The organism is Nocardioides lianchengensis, from assembly GCF_900101465.1.
GTDB lineage: Bacteria > Actinomycetota > Actinomycetes > Propionibacteriales > Nocardioidaceae > Nocardioides > Nocardioides lianchengensis.
Genome location: NZ_FMZM01000005.1, coordinates 286,656 through 312,909 on the forward strand (window position 1 = coordinate 286,656; position 26,254 = coordinate 312,909).

Below are 26,254 nucleotides of genomic sequence, written 5' to 3' on the forward strand. Positions count from 1 at the left end.
AGCGACCCCGTGGGCTGGTGAGGAGAAGGCGTGAGCTCGGACGGATTCATCCAGGCGGATGCGGACCAGGCGGAGGCCCTCGAGGCGGTCCGCTCGGTCATCCGCGAAGCCCTCGACCGCTCGGCCGACTGGCCCGCGCTGGCCGCGGCCGGGATGCTCGCCCTGCCGGTCCCGGAGACGTACGGCGGGGAGGGGCTCGGCCTGCCCGAGGTGGCCGTCCTGCTCCGCGAGACCGCCGCCCGGGCCGTGCACCTGCCGGTCTGGGAGACCCTCTGCTGCGGCGTGCTGACCCTGGCCGCGCACGGCACCGACGCCCAGCAGGCCGAGCTGCTGCCCGGCGTCGCGACCGGCGAGGTGGTGCTGACGCCGGCCCTGCGCGAGGTCGGCACCGGCATCACGGCCACCCCCGCGACGACGTACGCCGACGGGGCGGTTACCGGCCGCAAGGTCGGCGTCTCGTACGCCGAGGACGCGGCCCGCCTGCTCGTCACCGTGAGCCACGACGGCGCGCCGGCCGTGGCCCTGGTCGACCCGAGCGGTCCCGGCGTCCAGCTGCTGGCGTCGACGTCGTCCAGCAAGGAGCCGCAGCACACGGTCGTGCTCGACGGCGCGCCGGCCGAGCTGCTCGGCGGCGGTGCCGACGCCGCCCGGCTGCTGCGCGAGGTCGCGGTCGCCGGCCTGGCCCTGACCGCCGCCGGCGTGGTGACCGGCGCCCGCGACCTGACCGCGTCGTACATCAAGGGCCGCGAGCAGTTCGGGCGCTCGCTGGCCCAGTTCCAGGCCGTCGCCATGCAGATCGCCGACGTCTACATCGCCTCGCGCACCCTGGACCTGGCCGCCGAGAACGCCGCCTGGCGCGTGGCCCAGGGCCTGGCGGCGGCCGACGACCTCGCGGTGGCGTCGTACTGGGTGACGACGGAGGCGCCGCAGGCGCTGCGGACCTGCCACCACCTGCACGGCGGGATGGGGGTCGACGAGACCTACCCGCTGCACCACTACTTCTCCTGGGCCACCGACCTCGCGCACGCGCTGGGCGCCCGTGCCGAGGACGTCCCGGTCGAGGATCCGACCACCAAGAACCTCGAGCTGAGCCGGGCGCAGCGCGAGCTGAAGGCCGAGCTGCGCGCCTACTTCGGCGGCCTGGCCGACGAGAACGAGCACCGCGACATGGGCGTCGACCGGCACGGCCCGACGTACCAGAAGGTGGTGCGCCGGATGGGGGCCGACGGCTGGATGGGCGTCGGCTGGCCCCAGGAGTACGGCGGGCACGGGCTCGGCGAGGTCGAGCAGACGATCTTCGCGAACGAGGCGCAGTACTCCGACGTGCACCTGCCGGCGGTCACCCTGCAGACGGTCGGGCCGACGCTGATCCGCTACGGCACGGACAAGCAGAAGGACCTGTTCCTGAAGCGGATCCTCGAGGGCGACGTGCACTTCGCGATCGGCTACAGCGAGCCGGACGCGGGCACCGACCTCGCCTCGCTGCGCACCAGCGCCCGCCGCGATGGCGACCACTACATCGTGAACGGCCAGAAGATGTGGACCACCGGCGGCCACCAGGCCGACTACGTGTGGCTCGCGGTCCGCACGGATCCCGACGCCCCGAAGCACCAGGGGATCTCGATCCTGATCGTGGACACCACGGACCCCGGCTACTCCTTCACGCCGATCATCACCGCCGACGGCTCGCACCACGTCAACGCGACGTACTACAACGACGTGCGGGTCCCGGTCGACATGCTGGTCGGCCAGGAGAACCAGGGCTGGAAGCTGATCACCACCCAGCTCAACCACGAGCGGGTGATGCTCGGGCCGGCCGGCCGGATCGAGGGGCTGCGCGACCGGGTCGCGGAGTGGTGCGCCAAGGCGGGGGTGCTCGACCGGCCCGACGTCCAGGAGGTGCTCGGCCGCACGACCGCGGTGTTCCGGGTCAACGAGTTGCTCAACTGGGAGGTCGCCCGCGCCGGCGCCTCCGGCGAGGTCTCCGTCGGCGACGCGTCGTCGTCCAAGGTCTTCGCCGCCGACCAGGTCCAGCACCTCTCGGCGGCCCTGGTCGGGCTCGTGCAGAAGTACGGCGACCCCTCCGACGCCGAGACCGACCACCTGCTGGCCTACCTCGACGGACAGGCCAAGCGGAACCTGGTGCTCACCTTCGGCGGTGGCGTCCAGGAGGTGCAGCGCGAGCTGATCGCGATGTTCGGCCTCGGTCTGCCGCGGGTGCCCCGATGAGCGGGGCTTCCGGTGGTCGAGTAGCGCCTGCGAGGGACGAGCAGGCGCGTATCGAGACCCACGAGCGGATCGTCGCCGAGGCGGAGCGGATCAAGGCCCTCGGCGAGGCGAGCGAGTCGCAGGCGCCGTACCCGGTCAACGAGGCGACGATCGGCACCTGGCTGGACGCGATGGGCTACGACAACCCGCGCTTCCGCGACGGCGACGAGGCACCCCCGTCGATGGCGCAGGTCTGGACGATGCCCGGGCTCGGCCGCAAGCGGCCGCCCGAGGACCCGCTCAGCCGGATGACCGACTTCCTCACCGCGGAGGGCTACACCGCGGTGCTCGGCACCAACTGCGAGCAGACCTACGAGCGCTACCTGCGCGTGGGGGAGCAGGTGCGGGTCACCAGCGCCCTCGACGCGGTCGTGGGGCCGAAGAGGACGGCGATGGGCGAGGGCTACTTCGTGACGTCGCGCAACACCTGGTACGTCGAGGACGAGGTCGTGGCGACCATGCTATTCCGGGTGCTCAAGTTCATTCCGAAGGAGCGCTCGTGACCGTCCGCCCGATGATCAACCGGGACTCGCAGTTCTTCTGGGACGGCACCGCCGCCGGGGAGCTGCGCATCCAGAAGTGCAACGCCTGTGGCGCGAAGCGGTTCCCGCCCGGCCCGGCCTGCCAGGAGTGCGACGCCTACGACCGCGGCTTCGAGGTCGCGGCCGGCACCGGCACCGTCTTCTCGTACGTCGTCCACCGCCACCCGCCCGTCCCGGGCAAGGAGCTGCCGATCGTGATCGCGCTGGTCGACCTCGACGAGGGCGTGCGGATGGTGGCCGAGGTGGTCGACGTAGCACCTGAGGAGATCGCGATCGGCCAGCGGCTGCAGGTCGACTTCAACCGGGTCGACGACGAGCTGACCCTGCCGGTGTGGCGTCTCGATACGCCTCGTTCCTCGGCTACTCGACGACCGGAGGCAGAGTGATGAACGTCGGAGACCAGCTCCCCGAGTGGAGCCTGCCGCTCACCCCGACCACGATCGTGAGCACCGCGATCGCCACCCGCGACTGGCAGGACGTCCACCACGACCGCGACGTCGCCCAGGCGGCCGGGTCGAAGGACATCTTCATGAACATCCTGACCAGCAACGGCCTGGTCGAGCGGTACGTCGTCGACGCGCTCGGTCACGACACCACGCTGCGGGGCATCGCGATCCGGCTCGGCGCGCCGGCGTACCCCTACGACACGCTGACCTTCCGCGGCACCGTGTCGTCGGTCGAGGACGGCGTGGCGACCATCGCGGTCGTGGGATCGGTGTCGCTCGGCGACCACGTCACCGGGACGGTCCGGGTGACGGTGTGAGCACGCTGTCGCGCAAGGCGGCGATCGTCGGGATCGGGGCCACCGAGTTCTCCAAGGCCTCCGGCCGCTCCGAGCTGCAGCTGTCGGTCGAGGCGGTCCGGCACGCCCTCGCCGACTGCGGGCTGACGGTCGCCGACGTCGACGGGCTGACAACGTTCACCATGGACACCTCCTCCGAGATCGCGGTGGCCCGCGAGCTCGGGATGAAGGAGATGCGGTTCTTCAGCCGGATCAACTACGGCGGCGGCGCGGCGTGCGCCACCGTCCAGCAGGCGGCGATGGCCGTCGCGACCGGCGTCGCCGACGTGGTGGTCTGCTACCGCGGCTTCAACGAGCGCTCCGAGTCCCGCTTCGGGCAGTTCTCGCTCGCGGCCGCGACCCAGGTGAACACCAACGGCCTCGACAACGCCTGGTCCTACCCGATGGGCCTCGGCACGCCCGCGGCCACGGTGGCCATGCAGGCGACCCGTTACCTGCACGAGTACGGCGCCACCTCCCGCGACTTCGGTGCCGTCGCGGTGGCCGACCGGCGGCACGCCGCGAACAACCCCCACGCGTTCTTCTACGGCAAGCCGATCACGATCGAGGACCACCAGGCCTCGCGGATGATCGTCGACCCGCTGCACCTGCTCGACTGCTGCCAGGAGTCCGACGGCGCGGTCGCGCTGGTCGTGGTCTCGGCCGAGCGCGCGGCCGACCTGCCGCAGACCCCGGCGTACGTCGCGGCCGCGGCGCAGGGGAGCGGCGCGGACCAGTACGTCATGACGTCGTACTACCGCGACGACATCGGCATCCCCGAGATGGGCGTGGTCGGCCGCGAGCTGTGGCGCCAGTCCGGCCTCGGGCCGGCCGACATGCGGATGGGCATCCTCTACGACCACTTCACGCCGTACGTCCTCATGCAGCTGGAGGAGCTCGGCTTCTGCGGTCGCGGCGAGGCGCCCGGCTTCGTGGCCGACGGGCGGATCGAGGTCGACGGCGCGTTCCCGCTGAACACCCACGGCGGCCAGCTGGGCGAGGCCTACATCCACGGGATGAACGGCATCGCCGAGGGGGTGCGCCAGATCCGCGGCAGCTCGGTCAACCCGGTCGACGACGTCGAGCACCTGGTCGTCACCGCCGGCACAGGCGTGCCGACGAGTGGTCTGGTGCTGAGCCGCTGATCGAGCGATTCCGCTGCGAGCGGGCCGGGGCCCTCGCCAGGATGGCCGCGTGAGCGCCGACCGCCCCACGTCCCCGTCCGCGATCCTCTGCTCGATGCCGGCCGACGGCCACGTCGCGCCGATGCTGGCCATCGGCCGAGGGCTGGCCGAGCGGGGCTGGCGGATCCGCTTCCTCACCGGCGAGGCGTACGCCGACCGGGTCCGCGCGGCCGGCCTCGAGTTCGCCCCGCTGCCGCCCGAGGCGGTCACCCTCGACGAGGTGGCGGCCGGCGAGCGGCCGAAGGGCGCGGCCGCGATCAACGACGGCGTCACCCGGGCGTTCCTGGACCCGGCGCCGCACGCCGGTCGGGCGCTGCTGGCCCTGCTGGACGAGGAGCCCGCGGACGCCGTCCTCTTCGAGCTCACCTTCGTCGGCGCCGTGGTGCTCGAGGCGCTCCCGGACGCGACCCGACCGCTGCGGGTGATGTGCGGGATCGGGCCGCTCGGCCTCTCGAGTCGTGCGACCCCGCCGTACGGGCTCGGGGCGCTGCCGATGGCCGGCCCGCTCGGGACCCTGCGCAACGCCCTGATGAAGCAGGTCGCGACCCGGCTGGTCCTGCGGCCGGTCCACCAGCGGGTCGAGGCGCTCCTGGCCGAGGTCGGGGCAGCGCCGCTCGACGGGGGGTTCTTCTTCGACATCGTGACCCGGGCCGACCTGCTGGTGCAGCTGACGGTGCCGGAGTTCGAGTACCCGCGGCCCGACGCGCCCGACCACCTGCACTTCGTCGGACCGGTCAGCCGGACCACGCCGTCGAGCCTCCCGGTGCCGGAGTGGTGGGACCGGCTCTCGGCCGGTGCGCCCGTGGTGCACGTCAGCCAGGGCACGGTCGCCGTCTCGGACTTCGACGAGCTAGTGGGTCCGACCCTCAAGGGGCTCGCCGACGAGGACGTCCTGGTCGTGGTCAGCACCGGCAACGCGGCGCTCGACCTGCTCCCGCCGCTGCCGGCCAACGCCGTGGCGGCCGAGTTCCTGCCCTACGACCGGCTCTTCCCGCTGACCTCGGTCTTCGTGACCAACGGCGGGTACGGCGGGCTGCACTACGCGATGGAGCACGGCACGCCGATCGTGGTCGCCGGCGACACCGAGGACAAGGTCGAGACCTCCGCGCGGGTCGCCTGGTCGAGGGCGGGCGTCCGGCTCAAGACCGGCCGGCCGACACCGGAGCAGGTCCGCCGGGCCGTGCGCCGGCTGCTGGACGACCCGTCGTACGCGTCACGCAGTGCGGCGATCGGCGCCGCCATCCGCCGCTCGCCGGGTGTGCCCGGCCTGGTCGACCTGGTCGAGGCGCGGCTCCTGCTCAGCCGCTGACCGGGGACCATCCCAGCGCCGGTCCGAGCCGGGTCGCGAGGTCGGTGAGGATCTGCTCGTAGTCGGCCGGCGCGAAGGTGAACGGCAGCGCGAAGGCCACCTCGTCGACCCGCTGGAAGCCGGCATGGGCGCGCAGCCGCTGGGCGAGCTCGTCGGACGGGCCGACCAGGTCGGGCGCGAACATCAGCCGGGCCGGGCCCTGCGGCTCGCGGGTCCGGGCCAGCCGGGACTCGGCGTACGCCTCGTAGCGCCGGCGCTGGTCGTCGCTCGCGCTGTCGGTCGGGATGACGACGAGCCCCTGGGAGACCCGGGCCGCGTCGCCGAGCGGGTGGGCGGCGCGGAAGGCGTCGATCTGGGCCGCCTGGACCGTGGCGAAGTCGGCGCCGCTGTCGTCCTCGGCCTTCATCACGCTGCTGGTGAGCAGGTTCAGGCGCTGCTGACCGGCCCACTGCGCGGAGCGGAGGCTGGCGGCGCCGTACCAGACGCGGTCGGCGAGGCCGGCCGACTGCGGCTGCACCTGGCGGGAGAAGGTCTCGATGCCCTGGGTGCCCTCGAACGGGCTGGCCGGCTCGCCGCGCAGGAACCCGAGCAGCCGCTCGACCCGGCCGTAGGTGAAGTCCTCGACGTCGCCGGTGTCGGGGTAGAGCGCCTCGCGCACGTCGTCGTAGCGCATCGGCGGACCGACGCTCAAGCCCGGGTTGAGCCGGCCGCCGGAGAGGACGTCGAGGGTCGCGAGGTCCTCGGCGAGGCGGAGCGGGTTCTCCCAGCCCAGCGGCGTGACGGCGGTGCCGAGCTCGATGCGGCTGGTCCGCTGCGACGCGGCGGCGAGCACCGCGACCGGGGACGAGATGCCGTGCTGGAGGTGCCGGTGGCGCAGCCAGGCGCTGTCGAGGCCGAGCTGCTCGCCGCGCTCGATCAGCCGCAGTGTGGCCTCGTGGCCGGGCCGCGGATCGGCCGGGTCGAACAGGCCGATGGTCAGGAAGCCGAGCCGCTTCAGGGGCCGGCCCGCGGTCGGGTGCTCAGCCACGGAGCTTCTCCCCGAAGAAGTCGAGCACCCGCGCGACGGCGACCTGGCTGCGGTCCTCGGTCACGGTCGAGTGGCCCTTGCCGGGCAGGTCGACGCGGAGGAAGGCCTCACCCAGCTCCCGCTCGAGCGTGCGGAACCGGGTCCCGGTGAGCGGGTCCTCGTCGTACTGCACGCCGAGGACCTGGCAGCCACCCGCCGCGCGCCGTCGTACCGTCTCGAGGTCGGCGGGGGAGAGGTTGAGGTCCGCGGCCCGCCGGCGCCCGACCGGGAACGGCGCGGACGGCTGGCACAGCACCGGCGCGACCACGGAGTCGTCGACCATCATGGCCAGCGCGAACCCGCCGGTGAAGCACATGCCGAGCGCGCCGACGCCGGGGCCGCCGAGCTCCTCGTGCAGCGAGCGGGCCAGGCTGCGCAGCCAGCCGGCGACCGGGGTGGTCTCGCCGGTGGCCAGCTTGGTGAACTCGCGGCTCACGCAGACCTTCGCGAACGACCGGGCCACCTCGAGCCCGCCCATCGCGGCGCCGTCGCGGCCGAAGAGGCTCGGCAGCACCACCGTGTGACCCGCGTCGACCAGCTCCTCGGCGAAGGCCACCACCGACGGCGTGAGGCCGGGGAGCTCGTGGATCACGACGATCCCCGGCCCGGTGCCGCGGCGGTACGTCGGGTGCGTCGTCGCATCGGCGTCGGTGTGGCTGCCGCGCGTCCAGTCGTCGAGGGACATGGGCCGAGTATGACGGGCGGGCCTCGTACACCGACGGACACAAGTCGCCCCGAGCGCCCTCGTCCAGGCGTCCGGCGGGCCAGCGGTGCGGACTTGTGTCCGTCCGGGTACGACGCGCCCGCTGTCCGCGGGTACCAGGAGCACCATGGGGGACCGACTCGTCCGGCTCGTGATGCCGCACCAACTGTTCGAGCAGCACCTGCGCGCGGCCGCCGGGACGGTGTTCGTGCTGGTCGAGCACGACCTGCTGTTCCGGCAGTACGCGTTCCACCGCCACAAGCTGATCCTGCACCGGGCGTCGATGCGTCGCTTCGCCGAGCGCCTCCGCGACGCGGGGTACGACGTCGAGCAGGTCGACTCCGACGGCCGGACGACCAGCCGCGCGGCGACGGCGAGGGTGCTGGCGCGGCTGAGGCCCACCCGGCTCGCGGCGTACGACGTGGTGGACGACTGGCTCGCGCAGGACCTGGAGGCCACCGCCGAGGACGTGGGGCTGCAGGTCGAGTGGCGCGACACCCCCAACTTCCTCACCACCCGGGAGCAGGTCCGCGAGCAGGTGGGCGACGGCGGGGCGCGGATGCAGCACTTCTACTCGTGGCAGCGCCGGCGGCTGGACGTCCTGGTCGAGGGCGACGGCGCGCCGGTGGGCGGGCGGTGGTCCTTCGACGAGGAGAACCGCAAGAAGCTGCCGAAGGACCACCCGGTGCCGGAGGTGCCCTGGCCCGAGCGGCACCCGGCGGTCGAGGAGGCCGCGACCTGGGTGGACGAGCACTTCCCCGGTGCGCCCGGGAGGTCGGCCACCTTCGCCTGGCCGACCGACCACGCCGAGGCGCGGGCGTCGTACCGCGCGTTCCTGCGCGACCGGCTCGCCACGTTCGGTCCCTACGAGGACGCGATCTCCGCGCAGCACCCGTTCGTCTTCCACTCCCTGATGACCCCGGCGCTCAACATCGGCCTGCTCGACCCGCGCGACGTGCTGGCGCAGGCGCTGGCGGTCGACGACGTACCGCTGGCCTCGCTGGAGGGCTTCGTGCGCCAGCTGATCGGGTGGCGCGAGTACATGCGGGCGACGTACGTCGTCCACGGCCGCCGGATGCGCACCCGCAACCACCTGCGGCACACCCGCCCGCTCGTGCCGGGCTGGTGGACCGGCGAGACCGGTCTGGACCCTGTCGACCTGGTGATCGGCCGGGTGCTGGAGCGGGGCTGGGCGCACCACATCGAGCGGCTGATGGTGCTCGGCAACGCGATGTGCCTGCTGCGCACCGACCCCGAGGCGGTGTACGAGTGGTTCATGGAGATGTTCGTCGACGCCTACGACTGGGTGATGGTCCCCAACGTGCACGCCATGAGCCAGTTCGCCGCGGGCGGGCTGGTGACCACGAAGCCCTACGTCTCCGGCTCGAACTACCTGCGCAAGATGTCCGACCTGCCCGCCGGCGACTGGACCGCCGACTGGGACGCGCTCTACTGGACCTTCGTGCGCGACCATCACGACGTGTTCGCCCGCAACCCGCGCGCCTCCGTCATCGCGCGGGGGTACGACGGTCTCGCGCCCGCCACCAAGGCGGCCCACACGAAGCGGGCGACCCGCTGGCTGGAGGACTGAGTGCCCCGCCTGCACGCGTTCGAGCTGGTGCCCGACGAGGCCGGCCGCGCGGCGGTGCTGCGCGACTGGCAGGCGCTGCGCGACGCCGGGCTGCCGTCGCAGCTGGACCACAAGGGCATGACCAACACCCCGCACGTGACCCTGCTCGCCGGGGAGCGGCTGCCGCCCGACCAGGAGGCGGTCGACCTGGTCGGCCCACTGCTGCCGGTCCGGGTCCGGGTCGCCGGGGTGCTGCTCCTGGGCGGATCCCGGGTCACGGTCGCGCGGGCCCTCGACGTCGACGACGCCCTGCTGGCCGCGGTGCTGGGGCTCCGGGCGGGCGCCGGGGACCTCCAGCACCGCGGCTGGCTCCCGCACCTCACCCTCGGGCGCCGGATCCGGCGCGCCGAGGTCCCCGCCGCGCTGGAGGCGGTCGGCACCGCGGACGTCGAGCTGGTGCTGACCGCGCTGCGCCGCTGGGACCCCGACGAGGCACCGTGACGAGCCTGATCTGAGTACGCGGGCGGATCCGGCCGGGCCCGACCCGGAGCAGGGTGGACGCCATGACCCGTCGTACCTGGATCCCGCTGTCCGTCGCCCTCGGCCTCGCGCTGGTGGCCCTGCTCTCCTGGGGCGCGCACGCCGTCTACGTGCGCGAGATCCGCGGGGTGCCCCTGATCGACGAGTGGCAGTGCTCGGACGGCGAGGTGCCGGTGACCTACCCCGAGGGCGGGGCCGAGTGCCTCCGCGAGGGCGTCGAGCTGCCGGCCGGCGCCACGCTCGACCCGCTCGGCAACCGGCCGTTCTCGTGCGACCAGCGGTGGGGCTGGACGGTCGTCGTGAAGGGCGAGGACGAGGACTGCCTGCGCGACGGCCGGCCGCTGCCCGAGGGGTGGCGGGTGCGATAGGGTCGGCGCGATCGACATCCTTTAACGAGCCGTCCCGTGAGGCGGAGAAGGAGTCCGACACCTCGTGTCTGCACCCCCTGAACCCAGCACCGGCCGCGTGGTCCTCGACGCTCGTGACATCACCCGAGCACTGACCCGCATCTCCCACGAGATCCTCGAGCGCAACAAGGGCGCCGACGACCTCGTCCTTCTCGGCATCCCCAGTCGTGGGGTCCCGCTGGCCGAGCGGATCGCCGAGCGCATCGCCTCCGTCGAGGGGTACGACGTCCCCGTCGGCTCGCTCGACGTGACGATGTACCGCGACGACCTGCGCATGAAGCCGGCCCGCGCGCTGCTGCCGACCAAGCTGCCGCCCGGCGGCATCGACGGCCGGACGGTCGTCCTGGTCGACGACGTGCTGTTCTCCGGGCGGACCATCCGGGCCGCCCTGGACGCGCTCAACGACATCGGCCGGCCCCGGGCCGTGCGGCTGGCCGTGCTGGTGGATCGCGGCCACCGCGAGCTGCCGATCCGTGCCGACTTCGTCGGCAAGAACCTGCCCACCAGCCTGGTCGAGCGGGTGAAGGTGACGCTCGCGGGCGTCGACGACGCGGACGCGGTCACGATCTTCGGGGAGGTGGCCTCGTGAAGCGGCACCTGCTGAGCGCGGGCGACCTGACCCGCGACGACGCCGAGCTGATCCTGAGCACGGCGGCCGAGCTGCGCGAGCTGGCCGACCGGCCGATCAAGAAGCTGCCCGCGCTGCGCGGCCGCACGGTGGTCAACCTGTTCTTCGAGGACTCCACCCGCACCCGGATCTCCTTCGAGGCGGCCGCCAAGCGGCTGAGCGCCGACGTCATCAACTTCGCCGCGAAGGGCTCGTCGCTGTCGAAGGGCGAGTCGCTCAAGGACACCGCGCTGACCCTCGAGGCGATGGGCGCCGACGCGGTCGTCGTACGCCACGGCGCCAGCGGGGCGCCGCACCTGCTCGCGAACTCCGGCTGGGTCCGCTCCAGCGTGGTCAACGCCGGCGACGGCACCCACGAGCACCCCACCCAGGCGCTGCTCGACGCGTTCACCATGTGGCGGCACCTGGGCGAGTCCAAGCCGGGCGGGCTGGAGGGCCGCAGGATCGCGATCGTCGGCGACGTGCTGCACAGCCGGGTCGCCCGCTCGAACGCGCTGCTGCTGAACACGCTCGGCGCCGAGGTCACCCTGGTCGCGCCGCCGACCCTGATGCCGGTCGGCATCGAGAGCTGGCCGGTGCAGACGTCGTACGACCTCGACACGGTGATCCCGAAGGCCGACGCGGTGATGATGCTGCGGGTCCAGCGGGAGCGGATGCAGGGCGGGTTCTTCCCGACCGCGCGCGAGTACTCCCGCCGCTACGGCCTCGACGGGCGCCGGATGGCGACCCTGCAGGACCACACGATCGTGATGCACCCCGGCCCGATGGTCCGCGGCATGGAGATCACGGCCGACGTGGCCGACTCCAGCCGCTCGGTGATCGTCGAGCAGGTCACCAACGGCGTCGCCGTGCGGATGGCCGTCCTGTACCTGCTGCTGGGCGGCAGCGAGCCCGCCGTCGGAGGAGAAGAGTGAGCACCACCTACCTGATCAAGAACGTCCGTGTCCTCGGCGGGGAGCCGACCGACCTGCTGCTGCGCGACGGGGTGATCGCCGACCTCGGTGGTCGAGCAGCGAGCGCCAGCGAGCGTATCGAGACCATCGACGCCACCGGCCTGATCGCCCTCCCGGGCCTGGTCGACCTGCACACCCACCTGCGCGAGCCGGGCCGCGAGGACGCCGAGACCGTCGAGACCGGCACCCGGGCCGCGGCGATGGGCGGCTTCACCGCGGTGCACGCGATGGCCAACACCGAGCCGGTCGCCGACACCGCGGGCGTCGTCGAGCAGGTCTGGCGGCTGGGCCGCGAGGCCGGCTTCTGCGACGTCTACCCGGTCGGCGCGGTCACGGTCGGGCTGCAGGGCGAGAAGCTCGCCGAGCTCGGCGCGATGGCCGACTCGGCCGCCCGGGTCCGGGTCTTCTCCGACGACGGCAAGTGCGTCAGCGACGCGGTGCTGATGCGCCGGGCCCTGGAGTACGTCAAGGCCTTCGACGGCGTGATCGCGCAGCACGCGCAGGAGCCGCGGCTCACCGAGGGCGCCCAGATGAACGAGGGCGAGCTCTCCGGCAAGCTCGGGCTCACCGGCTGGCCGGCGGTCGCCGAGGAGGCGATCATCGCCCGCGACTGCCTGCTCGCCGCCCACGTCGGCTCCCGCCTGCACGTCTGCCACGTGAGTACGGCGGGCTCGGTGGAGATCGTCCGCGACGCCAAGCGCAAGGGCTGGGACGTCACCGCCGAGGCCTGTCCGCACCACCTGATCCTCACCGACGAGCTGGCCGCGACCTATGACCCGATCTACAAGGTCAACCCGCCGCTGCGCACCGCCGCCGACGTCGAGGCGCTGCGCGCCGGGCTGGCCGACGGCACGATCGACATCGTCGCCACCGACCACGCCCCGCACCCCCACGAGGACAAGGACTGCGAGTGGGCGGCCGCGGCGTTCGGCATGCTCGGCCTCGAGACCGCGCTGTCGATCGTCCAGGCCACCATGGTCGACCCCGGCCTGCTCGACTGGGCCGGCGTCGCCGAGCGGATGTCCTTCGCCCCGGCCCGGATCGGCCGGGTCGCCGACCACGGGCGTCCGATCGAGGTCGGCGAGCCGGCCAACGTCGTGCTCTACGACCCCGCGGCCCGTCGTACCGTCGACCCGACGGAGTCGGCCAGCCTGAGCCGCAACACGCCGTACCGCGGCATGGAGCTGCCTGGCCGGGTCGTCGCGACGTTCCTCCGGGGGAGGCCGACGGTCCTCGACGGTGCCCTGGTCTGAGCGACTCGGGGAGGTCGACCTCCCCGTCCGCGCCGGTCTCCCGGCGCTGACCGACGCGCTGCGCGGCCGCGGCGCGGCGGTCCTCTGGGCGCCGCCGGGCAGCGGCAAGACCACGCTGGTCCCACCCGCGGTGGCCGACCTCGGGCCGGGCCGGGTGGTCGTCACCCAGCCCCGCCGGATCGCCGCGCGGGCCGCGGCCCGGCGGCTCGCGTCGCTGGTCGGCCAGCCGCTCGGCGAGTCCGTCGGGTACGCCGTCCGCGGCGACCGCCGCTCGTCCGCGGCGACGCGGGTCGAGTTCGTGACCACCGGGGTGCTGCTCCGCCGGCTGCAGCGCGACCCCGACCTGCCGGGCGTCGCGGCCGTGGTGCTCGACGAGGTGCACGAGCGCGCGCTCGACGCCGACCTCCTGCTCGCTCTGCTGGTCGACGTGCGCGAGAACCTGCGCGACGACCTGCGGCTGGTCGCCATGTCGGCGACCCTGGAGGCACAGCGGTTCGCGGACCTGCTCGCGGCCGACGTGGTCGAGGTTCCGGGCGCGCTCCACCGCGTCGAGACGGTGTACGCCGCCCCGCCGCCCGGCGTGCTCCCGTACGACGAGCGCGGCCCGACGCCGGCGTTCCTCGACCACGTCGCCGCGATCGTCCGCCGTGCGCTGGCGGAGCGGGACGGCGACGTGCTCGTCTTCCTGCCCGGCGTCGCGGAGGTCGACGGGGTGGCCCGCCGCCTCGGCGGGAGCGACGCCGAGGTGCACCGGCTGCACGGCCGGCTGCCGGCCGCCGACCAGGACCGGGCGCTGACCGCGGGGGATCGGCGCCGGGTGGTCGTCTCGACCGCGGTCGCCGAGTCCTCGCTCACCGTCCCCGGGGTCCGGGTGGTCGTCGACGCCGGGCTGTCCCGCGAGCCGCGGACCGACCACCGGCGCGGTCTGGCCGGCCTGGTGACCGTCCGGGTCAGCCGCGCGGGTGCCGAGCAGCGGGCCGGTCGCGCGGGCCGGGAGGCGCCCGGGACGGCGTACCGCTGCTGGGGCGAGGCCGAGCACGCCCACCTGGCGGCCCACCCGGAGCCCGAGATCGCGGTCGCCGACCTGACCGGGTTCGCGCTGGAGCTCGCGGCCTGGGGGAGTCCTGACGGCCGGGGCCTCGCCCTGCCCGACCCGCCGCCGGCGCCCGCCCTGGCTGCGGCCCGATCCACGCTCGCCGACCTCGGCGCTGTGGACGACGCCGGCGCGGTCACCGAGCGCGGCCGGGCCATCGCCCGGGTGCCGACCGACCCCCGCCTGGCCCGCGCGCTGCTCGACGGCGCGCCCGTGGTCGGCCCCCGCCGGGCCGCGGAGGTGGTGGCCCTGCTCGCCGAGGACGTCCGGGCGCCCGGGGGAGACCTGGGCGCCGCACTGCGGCAGGTACGGCGGGGCGGGTCCGGCTCACCCGCCTGGAAGGCGGCCGTCGACCAGCTGGTCCGGTCCGCCCCGCCCGGCGAGCCCGGCGAGCGGCTCACCGACGACCTCGCGGTGGGCGCGGTCGTCGCCCTGGCCCACCCCGACCGGATCGCGCGTCGGCGGCCGGGCGGCTCGTCGTACCTGATGGTGGGCGGGACGGGCGCGGTGCTGCCCCGCGGCGAAGCCGCTCTTGCCGGGGCGGAGTGGCTGGCCGTCGCCGACGTGGACCGTCGGCCGGGGCAGCGTGACGCGACGATCCGCTCGGCCGCGCCGATCGACGAGGGGCTCGCGCTCGAGGCGGCCGCGGCCCGCTGGACCGAGGACGACGAGGTGACCTGGTCGTCCGGTCGGGTGGTCGCGCGCAGGGTCACCCGGCTGGGCGCGATCGAGCTGGCCGCGGCCACGCTCGCCGAGCCGCCGGCCGAGCGGGTCGGCGCCGCGGTGCGCGAGGGGCTCCGCCAGGAGGGACTGGCGGTGCTCCCGTGGACCGACGCGGCCCGGGCCCTGCGGGCGCGGATGGACTTCCTCTACCGCACCCTCGGCGCGCCGTGGCCCGACGTCGCCGACGAGGCCCTGGCCGCGAGCGTCGAGACCTGGCTCGGACCCGAGCTGGCCCGGGTCCGCGGCACCCGCGACCTGCGCCGCATCGACGTCCTGGCCGCACTGCGCCGGCTGCTGCCCTGGCCCGAGGCGGGCCGGCTCGACGAGCTCGCGCCCGAGCGGCTGGCGGTCCCGAGCGGGTCGGCGGTCCGGGTCGACTACGACGCCGAGCAGCCGGTGCTCGCCGTACGCCTGCAGGAGACGTTCGGCTGGGCGGAGACACCGCGGCTGGCCGACGGCCGGGTGCCGGTGCTGCTGCACCTGCTCTCGCCGGCGCGGCGACCGGTGGCGGTGACCGCCGACCTGGCGTCGTTCTGGGCCCAGGGCTACCCCCAGGTGCGGTCCGAGCTGCGCGGGCGCTACCCGAAGCACGCCTGGCCGGAGGACCCGTGGACCGCCCCGCCTACCCGAGGTGTGCGCCGGGTATAAGGGAGTGATCGCGCTCACATCTCGGACCGGAGGCGCTGCATGACCCCCAAAGCCCGCTCCATCGTCGTCTGGACGCTCGTCGCCGTCGTCGGCGCCGTCTGCTGGGCGGTGCTCGCCCTCAGCCGCGGCGAGGACGTCTCGGCGCTGTGGATCCTGTTCGCGGCGCTCTCGTCGTACCTGATCGCCTACCGCTTCTACTCCCGATTCCTGGCCCGGACCGTGCTCCGCCTCGACGACACCCGGGCCACGCCCGCCGAGCGGCTCGACGACGGCGCCGACTTCGAGGTCACCGACAAGCGGGTGCTCTTCGGCCACCACTTCGCCGCGATCGCCGGCGCGGGGCCGCTGGTCGGCCCGGTCCTGGCGGCGCAGATGGGCTACCTGCCCGGGACCCTCTGGATCATCGTCGGCGTCATCTTCGCCGGCGCCGTGCAGGACATGGTCGTGCTGTTCCTGTCCCTGCGCCGCGACGGCAAGAGCCTGGGCCAGATGGTCCGCGAGGAGATCGGCGTGGTCGGCGGCACGGCCGCGCTGATCGCCGTCTTCGCCATCATGATCATCATCCTGGCGGTGCTCTCGCTGGTCGTGGTCAACGCGCTGGCCGAGTCGCCGTGGGGCGTGTTCTCCATCGGCCTGACCATCCCGATCGCCCTGTTCATGGGCTGCTACCTGCGCTTCGTCCGCCCGGGCCGGGTCCTGGAGGTCACCGGCATCGGGGTGGTCCTGCTGCTGCTCGCCATCGTCGGCGGCGGGTACGTCGAGACCTGGGGCCTGGCCGACAGCCTGACCCTCTCCAAGGAGACGTTGACGGTCTGCCTGGTGGTCTACGGCTTCGTGGCCTCGATCCTGCCGGTCTGGCTGCTGCTGACGCCTCGCGACTACCTGTCGACGTTCATGAAGATCGGCGTCATCCTGCTGCTCGCCGTCGGCCTGGTGCTGGCCACGCCGGTCCTCCAGAACGACGCCGTCACCTCGTTCGCCACCGAGGGGAACGGCCCGGTGTTCGCCGGCAAGCTGTTCCCGTTCCTGTTCATCACCATCGCCTGCGGCGCCCTCTCCGGCTTCCACGCCCTCATCGCGTCGGGCACCACGCCGAAGATGGTCGGCAAGGAGAGCCACGTCCGGATGATCGGGTACGGCGGCATGCTGATGGAGTCGTTCGTCGCCATCTCGGCGCTGATCGCCGCTTCGGTCATCGACCAGGGGCTCTACTTCGCGATGAACGCCCCGGCCGGGATGACCGGGGGCACCGTCGAGGGCGCGGTCGAGTTCGTCAACGGCCTCGGCTTCACCCTCAGCCCCGACCAGCTGAACGCCGCCGCCGCGGCCGTGGAGGAGGAGCTGGTCTCGCGCACCGGCGGCGCCCCCACCCTGGCCCTCGGCATCTCGACCATCTTCAGCGACGCCTTCGGCGGCAACCTGGCCGCGTTCTGGTACCACTTCGCGATCATGTTCGAGGCGCTGTTCATCCTCACCGCCGTCGACGCCGGCACCCGCGTGGGCCGGTTCATGGTCCAGGACACCGTCGGCAACGTCTGGAAGCGGTACGCCGACACCACCTGGAAGCCGGCCGCCTGGAGCGCCTCGGCCGTGGTCGTCGCCTGCTGGGGCTACATGCTGTACGTCGGCGTCACCGACCCGCTGGGCGGGATCAACCAGCTCTTCCCGCTGTTCGGCATCGCGAACCAGCTGCTGGCGGCCATCGCGCTGACCCTCTGCGTGACCCTGTTCCTCAAGCACGGCTGGACGAAGTGGGTCTGGGTGCCCGCCGTACCCCTGGCCTGGGACCTGGTCACCACGATGACCGCGAGCTACCAGAAGGTCTTCTCCTCCGACCCCACCATCGGCTACTTCGCCCAGGCCGACCGCTACCGCGAGGCCCGCGACGTCGGCGAGGTCCTGGCCCCGGCGGCCGACGCCTCCCAGATGGCCACGGTGATCACCAACTCCACGGTCAACGGCGTCCTCCAGGCCTCGTTCGCCGTGCTGGTGATCGTGATCGTGGCCAACGCCGCGGTGATCTGGGTCCGCGCCCTGCGCGCGGGCTCGCTGCCCACCACCGAGGTCCCGCACGTGCCGTCCCAGCTGCCGCCCGACGGCGCGCAGGAGCGCGAGCCGGTGGGGGCGGGCCGGTGAGCGCACTCGCCGCGGTCCGCCGCTACCTGCGCGACTTCACCGGCGAGTCCCGCTGGGACGCCTACGTCGAGCGCTGTGAGCGGGAGGGCACCGAGCCGATGACCCGCCGCGCCTTCGAGCGCCACCGCGACGCCCACCGCGAGCGGTCCACCCAGGGTCGCTGCTGCTGACCGTCGAGCGACGCGAGATGGTCGCCGCCAGGGGTCGTGGGCAGCCATCTCGCGTCGCTCGACGAGGACGACCGGCCACCAGCGGACGGCGTGCCGGAACGACCGGCGGCCGCTGGTAGGGTCAGGGCCGTTCGACATCCTTTAACGATCCGTCCCGTGAGGCGGAGAAGGAGGTACGGCGTGCCGTCGCATGCCCCCGCGATCCTGGTCCTCGAGGACGGTCGCACCTTCACCGGCGAGGCCTACGGCGCCCCCGGCGAGACCTTCGGCGAAGCGGTCTTCAACACCGGCATGACCGGCTACCAGGAGACGCTGACCGACCCGTCCTACCACCGCCAGGTGGTGGTGATGACCGCTCCTCACATCGGCAACACCGGCGTGAACGACGAGGATCCCGAGTCCTCCCGCATCTGGGTGGCCGGGTACGTCGTCCGCGACCCCGCCCGGGTGCCCAGCAACCACCGCAGCCGGCGCTCGCTCGATGACGAGCTGCGCGACCAGGGCGTCGTCGGCATCTCCGGCGTCGACACCCGCGCGCTCACCCGCCACCTGCGCGAGCGGGGCGCCATGCGCGTCGGCATCTCCAGCACCGAGACCGACCCCGCGGCGCTGCTCGACCGGGTCCGCGCGTCGGGTGAGATGGCCGGCTCCGAGCTGGCGACCGAGGTCTCCACGAGTGAGACGTACGTCGTCCCCGCGCACGGCGAGAAGCGGTTCACCGTGGCCGCGCTGGACCTCGGCATCAAGACCATGACGCCCTACCGGATGGCCGAGCGCGGCATCGAGGTGCACGTGCTGCCCGCCGCCGCGACCCTCGACGACATCCTCGCGGTGCAGCCCGACGGGCTCTTCTACTCCAACGGCCCCGGCGACCCGGCCGCGACCACGCAGCAGATCGAGGTCCTGCAGGGCGCGCTCGCGCGTGACCTGCCCTACTTCGGCATCTGCTTCGGCAACCAGCTCTTCGGCCGCGCGCTCGGCTTCGGCACCTACAAGCTGAAGTACGGCCACCGCGGCATCAACCAGCCGGTCCTGGACCGCACCACCGGCAAGGTCGAGGTCACCGCCCACAACCACGGCTTCGCGGTCGACGCCCCGCTCGACGCGCCCACCACCACGCCGTACGGCGTCGCGAGCGTCAGCCACGTCTGCCTCAACGACGACGTCGTCGAGGGCCTCGAGCTCCGGGCCTCGACCGGCTCGGCCACCGAGGTGGGGCGATTGAAGAGCTTCTCCGTCCAGTACCACCCCGAGGCCGCCGCCGGCCCGCACGACGCGGCGTACCTCTTCGACCGGTTCGTCGACCTGATGAGCGGTGCCCCGGTGGTTGAGGAGGTTGCGCAGCAACCGTCTCGAAACCCGGTGAGCCGAGAGGAAGCCTGAGATGCCGAAGCGCGAGGACATCAAGTCCGTCCTGGTCATCGGGTCCGGCCCGATCGTCATCGGCCAGGCCTGCGAGTTCGACTACTCCGGCACCCAGGCCTGCCGGGTGCTGAAGGCCGAGGGGATCCGGGTGATCCTGGTCAACTCCAACCCGGCCACGATCATGACCGACCCGGAGTTCGCGGACGCGACGTACGTCGAGCCGATCACGCCCGAGTTCGTCGAGCAGGTGATCGCCAAGGAGCGCCCCGACGCGCTGCTCCCGACCCTGGGCGGCCAGACCGCGCTCAACGCGGCGATCGCGCTGCACGAGAACGGCGTGCTGGAGAAGTACGGCGTCGAGATGATCGGCGCCAGCTTCGAGGCCATCCACCGCGGCGAGAACCGCGAGCTGTTCAACGCGATCGTGCACAAGGTCGGCGGCGAGGTGGCGCGCAGCTTCGTGTGCCACTCGATGGACGACTGCGAGCAGGCGGTCGGCGAGCTCGGCTACCCCGTCGTGATCCGGCCGTCGTTCACCATGGGCGGCACCGGCTCCGGCATCGCCTTCGACGCGACCGAGCTGGCCCGGATCGCCGGTGCCGGCCTGGCCGCGAGCCCGACCACCGAGGTGCTGATCGAGGAGTCGATCATCGGGTGGAAGGAGTACGAGCTGGAGGTGATGCGCGACAAGGCCGACAACGTCGTCATCATCTGCTCGATCGAGAACCTCGACCCGATGGGCGTGCACACCGGCGACTCGATCACCGTCGCGCCGGCGATGACGCTGACCGACCGCGAGTACCAGCACCTGCGCGACCTGGCCATCGGCATCATCCGCGAGGTCGGGGTCGACACCGGCGGCTGCAACATCCAGTACGCCGTCAACCCCGCCGACGGGCGCGTCATCGTCATCGAGATGAACCCGCGGGTCAGCCGGTCGAGCGCGCTGGCGTCCAAGGCGACCGGCTACCCGATCGCCAAGATCGCCGCGAAGGTGGCGATCGGCTACACCCTCGACGAGATCCCCAACGACATCACCGTGCGCGCCGACGGCTCCAGCACGCCGGCCGCCTTCGAGCCGACCCTGGACTACGTGGTCGTGAAGGTCCCGCGGTTCGCGTTCGAGAAGTTCCCGGGCGCCGACAAGCGGCTCACGACCCACATGAAGTCGGTCGGCGAGGCGATGGCGATCGGCCGCAACTTCACCGAGGCGCTGCAGAAGGCGCTGCGCTCGCTGGAGTCCAAGGACGCCGTCTTCGACTGGCACCAGGAGTACGTCGAGCTCGACAAGGCCGCGCTGCTGGCCGAGATCGCCACGCCCACCGACGGCCGCCTCAAGCGGGTCATGGACGCGATCCGGGCGGGTGCGACGCCCGAGGAGATCTTCGAGGCCACCGGCATCGACCCCTGGTACGTCGACCAGTTGGTGCTGATCAACGAGATCGCCGAGGAGGTCACCGCCGCGCCCGAGCTCACGCCCGGCCTGCTGCAGCTGGCCAAGCGGCACGGCTTCTCCGACGCCCAGATCGGCAAGATCCGCGGCATGACGGCCGACGTCGTCCGCGGGGTCCGGCACGCGCTCGGCATCCGGCCGGTCTACAAGACCGTCGACACCTGCGCGGCCGAGTTCGCGGCGGCGACGCCGTACCACTACTCGTCCTACGACGAGGAGAGCGAGGTCGCCCCGCGCGAGCGGGCGGCCGTCATCATCCTTGGCTCGGGGCCGAACCGGATCGGGCAGGGCATCGAGTTCGACTACTCCTGCGTCCACGCGAGCCTGGCGCTCAGCGAGGCCGGCTACGACACGGTGATGGTCAACTGCAACCCGGAGACGGTGAGCACCGACTACGACACCTCGGACCGGCTCTACTTCGAGCCGCTCACCCTCGAGGACGTCCTGGAGGTCGTGCACGCCGAGACCCTGGCCGGCCCGATCGCCGGCGTCATCTGCCAGCTGGGCGGCCAGACCCCGCTCGGGCTCGCCCAGGGCCTCGCGGCCGCCGGCGTCCCGATCGTCGGCACCTCGCCCGACTCCATCGACCTGGCCGAGGAGCGCGGCGCCTTCGGGCGGGTGCTCGCGGAGGCCGGCCTGGTGGCGCCCAAGCACGGGACCGCGACGTCGTACCCCGAGGCGCAGCGGATCGCCGCCGAGATCGGCTACCCGGTCCTGGTGCGGCCGTCGTACGTCCTGGGCGGGCGCGGCATGGAGATCGTGTACGGCGACGACGCTCTCCAGGCCTACCTGGAGAAGTACGTGGCCGCCGGGCTGATCTCCCGCGAGGCCCCGGTGCTGGTCGACCGCTTCCTCGACGACGCCATCGAGATCGACGTCGACGCGCTCTTCGACGGCGAGGAGCTCTTCCTCGGCGGCGTGATGGAGCACATCGAGGAGGCCGGCATCCACTCCGGCGACTCGTCCTGCGCGCTGCCGCCGATCACCCTCGGCGCCCGCGAGATCGAGCGGATCCGCGAGGCCACCGAGGCGATCGCTCGCGGGGTCGGCGTCCGCGGCCTGCTCAACATCCAGTTCGCGCTGGGCTCGGACATCCTCTACGTCCTGGAGGCCAACCCGCGCGCCTCGCGGACGGTGCCGTTCGTGTCGAAGGCGACCGCCACGCCGCTGGCCAAGGCCGCAGCCCGGGTGATGCTGGGGGAGACCGTCGCCGAGCTGCGCGCGGCCGGTCTGCTGCCCGCGACCGGCGACGGCGGCACCCTGCCGGCCGACCAGCCGATCGCGGTCAAGGAGGCGGTGATGCCGTTCAACCGGTTCCGCACCCCCGACGGCCAGCAGGTCGACACCGTCCTCGGCCCCGAGATGAAGTCGACCGGCGAGGTGATGGGCTTCGACACCGACTTCGGCAAGGCCTTCGCCAAGTCCCAGGCCGCCGCGTTCGGCCCGTTGCCCACCAGCGGCAAGATCTTCGTGTCGGTCGCCAACCGCGACAAGCGCTCGATGATCTTCCCGGTGCGGGTGCTGGCCGACCTGGGCTTCGAGATCCTCGCGACCCAGGGCACCGCCGAGGTGCTGCGCCGCAACGGCGTGCCGTCCACGATCGTGCGCAAGCACTTCGAGGGCGAGGGCCCGAACGGCGAGCGGACCACCGTCCAGCTCATCCACGACGGCGAGATCCAGCTGATCGTGAACACGCCGTACGGCGCGGGCACCGGCGGCCAGGCCCGCCTGGACGGCTACGAGATCCGCACCGCCGCCGTCCGCGCCAACGTCCCCTGCATCACCACCGTCCAGGGCCTGGGCGCCGCGGTGCAGGGCATCGAGGCGATGCGCCGCGGCGACATCGGCGTCCGGTCCCTGCAGGAGTGGGCCGCGCGATGAACGCGACCGCGGTGGTTGAGGAGGTTGCGCAGCAACCGTCTCGAAACCCCTCGTGCCGAGAGTCGGCCTCGATCGGGGTCGTCGTCCCTCTCACCGGGTTTCGAGACGGGACTTCGTCCCTCCTCGACCAGCGGGAGGCCAGGCCGTGACCGCCTACGACGTGCTCTTCGACCGCGTCGCGACCCGGATCGACCCGGAGCGGGCCCACCACCTGGGCTTCCGGGCGATCCGGGCCGCCGGTCCGGTGCTGGCGCGCCGCAAGCAGCCCGGGGCGCCGGTGCACGCGCTGGGGCTGACCTTCCCCAACCGGCTCGGCCTGGCCGCGGGCTTCGACAAGAACGCGGTCGGGATCGACGCGCTGGCCGCGCTCGGCTTCGGCCACGTCGAGGTCGGCACGGTCACCGGCGAGGGCCAGCCCGGCAACCCGACGCCGCGGCTGTTCCGGCTCACCGCCGACCGGGCCGTGGTCAACCGGATGGGCTTCAACAACGACGGCGCCGAGGCGGTCGCCGCCCGGCTCGCGGTCCGGGGCCGCCGCCCCGGACCGGTCCTCGGCGTGAACATCGGCAAGACCAAGGTGGTGCCCGACGACGACCAGGCCGCGGTCGAGGCCGACTACGCCAAGAGCACCCGGCTGCTGGCGCCGCACGCCGACTACCTGGTGGTCAACGTCAGCTCGCCGAACACCCCGGGCCTGCGCAACCTCCAGGCGGTCGAGAAGCTGCAGCCGCTGCTGGAGCACGTGCGTCGTACGGCGGACGAGGTGACCGCGGCGCGGGTGCCGCTGCTGGTCAAGATCGCGCCCGACCTGGCCGACGACGACGTGCTCGGCGTCGCCGACATGGCGCTGGCCATCGGCCTCGACGGGATCATCGCCACCAACACCACGATCTCCCGGTCCGGACTGGCCAGCCCGGACGCCGAGGTCGAGGCCGTCGGCGCCGGCGGGCTGTCCGGCCGGCCGCTGACGGCCCGCTCGCTGGCGGTGCTTCGGCTGCTCCGCGGCCGGGTCGGCCCCGACCTGACGTTGGTCGGCGTCGGCGGCATCACCACCGTCGAGGACGCACGCGACCGGCTCGACGCCGGCGCGGACCTGCTCCAGGGCTACACGGCGTTCGTCTACGAGGGCCCGGGCTGGCCGCGCCGGATCCTGCGGGGCATCTCGGGATGAGCCTGCACGTCACCGGGGAGCTGCTCGACAGCAAGCGGGTGGGCGCCTACCGCCACCTCACCCTGGTGGCGCCGGGTGTCGCCGAGCGCTTCCGCCCGGGCACGTTCGTCGCGCTCACCCTGGCCGACTCGGCCCGGCTCGCGCGCCGGTCGTACTGGATCCACCAGGTCCGGCCGGTCGGCGGGTACGGGCCCGCGCTGCAGCTGGTCGTGGAGCCGATCGGCGTCGCCGGCACCTGGCTGGCCGGGCTGCCGGTCGGCTCGAAGGTCGGCCTCACCGGCCCGTTGGGGCGGCCGTTCGCGCTGCCCAAGGAGCCGGTCTCCTGCCTGCTCGTGGGCGAGGACGTCTCGGCCGCGCCATTGTTCCCGCTGGCCGAGCGGCTCCGCGAGCGCGGTTGCGCGGTGACCCTGCTGGTCGCCGGGCGCGACGAGGCCCACCTGCTGTCGGCCCTCGAGGCCCGGCGCTCGGCGCGCGCGGTCACCGTCGTCACCGCGGACGGGTCGGTGGGGCAGAAGGGGCGGGTCGCCGACGTCGTGGTCGAGACCCTGGCGCGCGCCCGCGCGGAGGTCGTGTACGCCGCCGGCCCCCACGAGACGCTGCACGCCGTGGCCGCCGCGGCCGAGGACCAGGGCGCCTGGAGTCAGACCGCGGTCGAGGTGACCCAGCCCTGCGCGACGGGTCTGTGCCACGGCTGCGCGCTGCCCGTCGTCGGCGAGGACGGCGTCTCCCGGACCGTGCGTGCGTGCACCGAGGGTCCGGTGGTCCGCGGCGACCGGGTCCGCTGGGGAGCGCTCGCATGAGCGTCTCGCTGGGCGCCCTGGAGCTGCCCGGACCCGTGCTGGTCGCCGCCGGCTGCGGCGGCACCGGCCGCGAGCTGGAGCCGTACGTCGACCTGGCCACCCTGGGCGCCTTCGTCACCCGCTCGATCAGCCTCGACCCGCGGTCCGGTGCCGAGGCCCCTCGGGTCGTCGAGACCCCTTCCGGCCTGCTCCACGCCGAGCCGCCCAGCCCCGGCCTGGAGCCGTTCCTGGCCAGCGAGCTGCCCTGGCTGGTGCGCTCCGGCGCCCGCGTCGTCGTCTCCATCACCGGCCGGAGCCTGGGGGAGCACACCGAGATCGCCCGCCGGCTCGGCCGCGCGCCCGGCCCGGTCGCGGTCGAGGTCGCCGTCAGCGGTGAGCCCTTCCACGCGGCCAGCCTGGTCGCCGCCGTCGTCCGGGACCTGCCCCGCGGGCTCCCCGTGCTCGCCAAGCTCCGTCCCGACCCCCTCCGCGTCGTCGAGACCGCCCGGGGCGTCCTCGACGCCGGGGCCGCGGCCGTCGTCGTGGGCGACGCCCAGGCGGCCGCGCTGCCCGACGGCCGGCCCGCGGGCCTCTCCGGCCCGGCGATCCGGCCGGTGGCCCTGCGCTGCGTCACCGAGGTGTGCGCCGCCCTCCCGGACGCTGCGGTGATCGGGGGCGGGGGCATCGCCACCACCGCCGACGCCCGCAGCTTCCTCGCCGCCGGGGCGCGGGCCATCCAGGTCGGCACCGCCCTGCTCCACGACCCCACCACCGCCGCGCGGATCGCGGCCGAGCTCGACCAGGAGACCCCATGAGCCCCTTCGGCACCCGCCTGCACGCCGCCATCACCGACCGCGGCCCGTTCTGTGTCGGCATCGACCCGCACGCCGGGCTGCTGCACGAGTGGGGACTCGCCGACGACGTCGCCGGGCTGGAGCGGTTCGCGCTGACCGTCGTGGAGGCGGTGGCGCCGTACGCCTCGGTGGTGAAGCCGCAGTCGGCCTTCTACGAGCGCTTCGGGAGCCGTGGCGTCGCCGTCCTGGAACGGGTGGTCGCCGACTCCCGCGCGGCCGGCGCGCTGGTGCTGATGGACGTCAAGCGCGGCGACATCGGCTCCACCTCCCAGGCGTACGCCGACGCCTACCTCGACCCGGCCTCCCCGCTCGCCTCGGACGCGATCACCGCCAGCCCGTTCCTCGGCTTCGGGTCGCTGGACCCGATGATCGACACCGCGCGCACCCACGGGGCGGGCGTCTTCGTCCTCGCGCTCACCTCCAACAAGGAGGGTCCCGAGTTCCAGCACGCCCGCACCGACTCCGGCGCCACGGTGGCCGGCACCGTCCTCGACCACCTGCGCCGTCTCAACGCGGACGCCGATCCGCTCGGCAGCTTCGGCGCGGTCATCGGCGCCACCATCGGGGAGTCGGACGAGGACCTGGCCTTCAACGGCCCCGTCCTCGCCCCCGGGTACGGCGCCCAGGGCGGCACCACGGCCGACATCCGCCGGATCTTCGGCCCGGCCGCCGGTGCGGTGCTGGCCAGCTCCTCGCGCGAGGTGCTCCGGCTCGGCCCCGACACCGGTGCGATGCGCGACGCCGTACGACGGGCGAACGACGAGCTGACCGCGTAGC

23 protein-coding genes are annotated in these 26,254 nt (G+C 73.5%); 21 read left to right on the forward strand and 2 right to left on the reverse strand.

Annotation, left to right across the window (positions count from 1 at the left end; genetic code table 11):
* Nucleotides 1–30 precede the first annotated feature (30 nt).
* Genes BLT76_RS11195 through BLT76_RS11215 form a run of 6 tightly spaced genes read left to right on the forward strand, consistent with a single transcriptional unit; the run spans nucleotide 31 to nucleotide 6,084 of the window.
* Nucleotides 31–2,229, forward strand: coding sequence for an acyl-CoA dehydrogenase family protein (locus BLT76_RS11195; RefSeq protein ID WP_090855336.1), 2,199 nt, complete (start codon nucleotides 31–33; stop codon nucleotides 2,227–2,229).
* Complete coding sequence (locus BLT76_RS25700) at nucleotides 2,226–2,771, forward strand: FAS1-like dehydratase domain-containing protein (RefSeq protein WP_170867023.1); 546 nt, start codon at nucleotides 2,226–2,228, stop codon at nucleotides 2,769–2,771. Before BLT76_RS11195 ends, BLT76_RS25700 begins: the two co-directional genes overlap by 4 nt.
* On the forward strand, nucleotides 2,768–3,196 hold the full coding sequence (locus BLT76_RS25705; RefSeq protein ID WP_244509364.1) for a Zn-ribbon domain-containing OB-fold protein: 429 nt from the start codon (nucleotides 2,768–2,770) through the stop codon (nucleotides 3,194–3,196). Before BLT76_RS25700 ends, BLT76_RS25705 begins: the two co-directional genes overlap by 4 nt.
* Nucleotides 3,196–3,573, forward strand: a complete 378-nt coding sequence (locus BLT76_RS11205) for a MaoC family dehydratase (protein WP_090855339.1) — start codon at nucleotides 3,196–3,198, stop codon at nucleotides 3,571–3,573. The genes BLT76_RS25705 and BLT76_RS11205 overlap by 1 nt, the downstream gene beginning before the upstream one ends.
* Entirely contained in the window at nucleotides 3,570–4,736 is a 1,167-nt protein-coding gene (locus BLT76_RS11210; protein ID WP_090855342.1) for a lipid-transfer protein, read from the forward strand. Before BLT76_RS11205 ends, BLT76_RS11210 begins: the two co-directional genes overlap by 4 nt.
* A 49-nt stretch (nucleotides 4,737–4,785) precedes the next feature.
* Nucleotides 4,786–6,084 (forward strand): glycosyltransferase, encoded by a 1,299-nt coding sequence (locus BLT76_RS11215; RefSeq protein WP_211752880.1) that lies wholly within the window; start codon nucleotides 4,786–4,788, stop codon nucleotides 6,082–6,084.
* On the opposite strand, the gene BLT76_RS11220 is transcribed toward BLT76_RS11215, so the two are convergent.
* A complete protein-coding gene (locus tag BLT76_RS11220) occupies nucleotides 6,074–7,111 on the reverse strand; it encodes an LLM class flavin-dependent oxidoreductase (RefSeq protein ID WP_090855344.1) in 1,038 nt (345 codons plus the stop codon). The genes BLT76_RS11215 and BLT76_RS11220 overlap by 11 nt on opposite strands.
* Complete coding sequence (locus BLT76_RS11225) at nucleotides 7,104–7,835, reverse strand: dienelactone hydrolase family protein (RefSeq protein ID WP_090855347.1); 732 nt, start codon at nucleotides 7,833–7,835, stop codon at nucleotides 7,104–7,106. The genes BLT76_RS11220 and BLT76_RS11225 overlap by 8 nt, the downstream gene beginning before the upstream one ends.
* Before the next feature lie 145 nt (nucleotides 7,836–7,980).
* Here BLT76_RS11225 and BLT76_RS11230 point away from each other — a divergent pair, with 145 nt between their 5' ends.
* The 15 genes from BLT76_RS11230 (at nucleotide 7,981) to pyrF (ending at nucleotide 26,253) form a co-directional block, all read left to right on the forward strand.
* Nucleotides 7,981–9,444 (forward strand): cryptochrome/photolyase family protein, encoded by a 1,464-nt coding sequence (locus BLT76_RS11230; protein WP_090855350.1) that lies wholly within the window; start codon nucleotides 7,981–7,983, stop codon nucleotides 9,442–9,444.
* Nucleotides 9,445–9,924 carry a 2'-5' RNA ligase family protein gene (locus BLT76_RS11235; RefSeq protein WP_090855353.1) on the forward strand — a complete coding sequence of 160 codons (480 nt, stop codon included), beginning with the start codon at nucleotides 9,445–9,447 and terminating at the stop codon, nucleotides 9,922–9,924. It begins immediately after the preceding gene.
* Nucleotides 9,925–9,986: 62 nt separating this feature from the next.
* Nucleotides 9,987–10,331 (forward strand): hypothetical protein, encoded by a 345-nt coding sequence (locus BLT76_RS11240; protein WP_139175488.1) that lies wholly within the window; start codon nucleotides 9,987–9,989, stop codon nucleotides 10,329–10,331.
* A 64-nt stretch (nucleotides 10,332–10,395) separates the two neighbouring features.
* The gene (gene pyrR, locus BLT76_RS11245; RefSeq protein ID WP_090855359.1) at nucleotides 10,396–10,959 is read left to right on the forward strand and encodes a bifunctional pyr operon transcriptional regulator/uracil phosphoribosyltransferase PyrR; all 564 of its coding nucleotides are present in this window, start codon (nucleotides 10,396–10,398) and stop codon (nucleotides 10,957–10,959) included.
* A complete protein-coding gene (locus tag BLT76_RS11250; protein ID WP_090855362.1) occupies nucleotides 10,956–11,912 on the forward strand; it encodes an aspartate carbamoyltransferase catalytic subunit in 957 nt (318 codons plus the stop codon). Before pyrR ends, BLT76_RS11250 begins: the two co-directional genes overlap by 4 nt.
* Nucleotides 11,909–13,204, forward strand: coding sequence for a dihydroorotase (locus tag BLT76_RS11255; RefSeq protein WP_090855364.1), 1,296 nt, complete (start codon nucleotides 11,909–11,911; stop codon nucleotides 13,202–13,204). The genes BLT76_RS11250 and BLT76_RS11255 overlap by 4 nt, the downstream gene beginning before the upstream one ends.
* On the forward strand, nucleotides 13,191–15,668 hold the full coding sequence (gene hrpB, locus BLT76_RS11260) for an ATP-dependent helicase HrpB (protein ID WP_090855368.1): 2,478 nt from the start codon (nucleotides 13,191–13,193) through the stop codon (nucleotides 15,666–15,668). The genes BLT76_RS11255 and hrpB overlap by 14 nt, the downstream gene beginning before the upstream one ends.
* Nucleotides 15,669–15,707: 39 nt before the next feature.
* Nucleotides 15,708–17,804: a carbon starvation CstA family protein gene (locus BLT76_RS11265; RefSeq protein ID WP_090855371.1), complete on the forward strand. Its 2,097-nt coding sequence runs from the start codon at nucleotides 15,708–15,710 to the stop codon at nucleotides 17,802–17,804.
* Entirely contained in the window at nucleotides 17,801–17,974 is a 174-nt protein-coding gene (locus BLT76_RS11270; RefSeq protein ID WP_090855374.1) for a YbdD/YjiX family protein, read from the forward strand. The genes BLT76_RS11265 and BLT76_RS11270 overlap by 4 nt, the downstream gene beginning before the upstream one ends.
* Before the next feature lie 180 nt (nucleotides 17,975–18,154).
* Nucleotides 18,155–19,357, forward strand: coding sequence for a glutamine-hydrolyzing carbamoyl-phosphate synthase small subunit (carA, locus tag BLT76_RS11275; protein WP_090855381.1), 1,203 nt, complete (start codon nucleotides 18,155–18,157; stop codon nucleotides 19,355–19,357).
* A gap of 1 nt (nucleotide 19,358) precedes the next feature.
* Nucleotides 19,359–22,673 (forward strand): carbamoyl-phosphate synthase large subunit, encoded by a 3,315-nt coding sequence (carB, locus tag BLT76_RS11280; protein WP_090855385.1) that lies wholly within the window; start codon nucleotides 19,359–19,361, stop codon nucleotides 22,671–22,673.
* A gap of 145 nt (nucleotides 22,674–22,818) precedes the next feature.
* Entirely contained in the window at nucleotides 22,819–23,844 is a 1,026-nt protein-coding gene (locus BLT76_RS11285; RefSeq protein ID WP_090855388.1) for a quinone-dependent dihydroorotate dehydrogenase, read from the forward strand.
* Entirely contained in the window at nucleotides 23,841–24,644 is an 804-nt protein-coding gene (locus tag BLT76_RS11290) for an iron-sulfur cluster-binding protein (RefSeq protein ID WP_090855391.1), read from the forward strand. The genes BLT76_RS11285 and BLT76_RS11290 overlap by 4 nt, the downstream gene beginning before the upstream one ends.
* Nucleotides 24,641–25,438: a HisA/HisF-related TIM barrel protein gene (locus BLT76_RS11295; RefSeq protein ID WP_090855394.1), complete on the forward strand. Its 798-nt coding sequence runs from the start codon at nucleotides 24,641–24,643 to the stop codon at nucleotides 25,436–25,438. Before BLT76_RS11290 ends, BLT76_RS11295 begins: the two co-directional genes overlap by 4 nt.
* The gene (pyrF, locus tag BLT76_RS11300; RefSeq protein WP_090855397.1) at nucleotides 25,435–26,253 is read left to right on the forward strand and encodes an orotidine-5'-phosphate decarboxylase; all 819 of its coding nucleotides are present in this window, start codon (nucleotides 25,435–25,437) and stop codon (nucleotides 26,251–26,253) included. The genes BLT76_RS11295 and pyrF overlap by 4 nt, the downstream gene beginning before the upstream one ends.
* Nucleotide 26,254 lies beyond the last annotated feature (1 nt).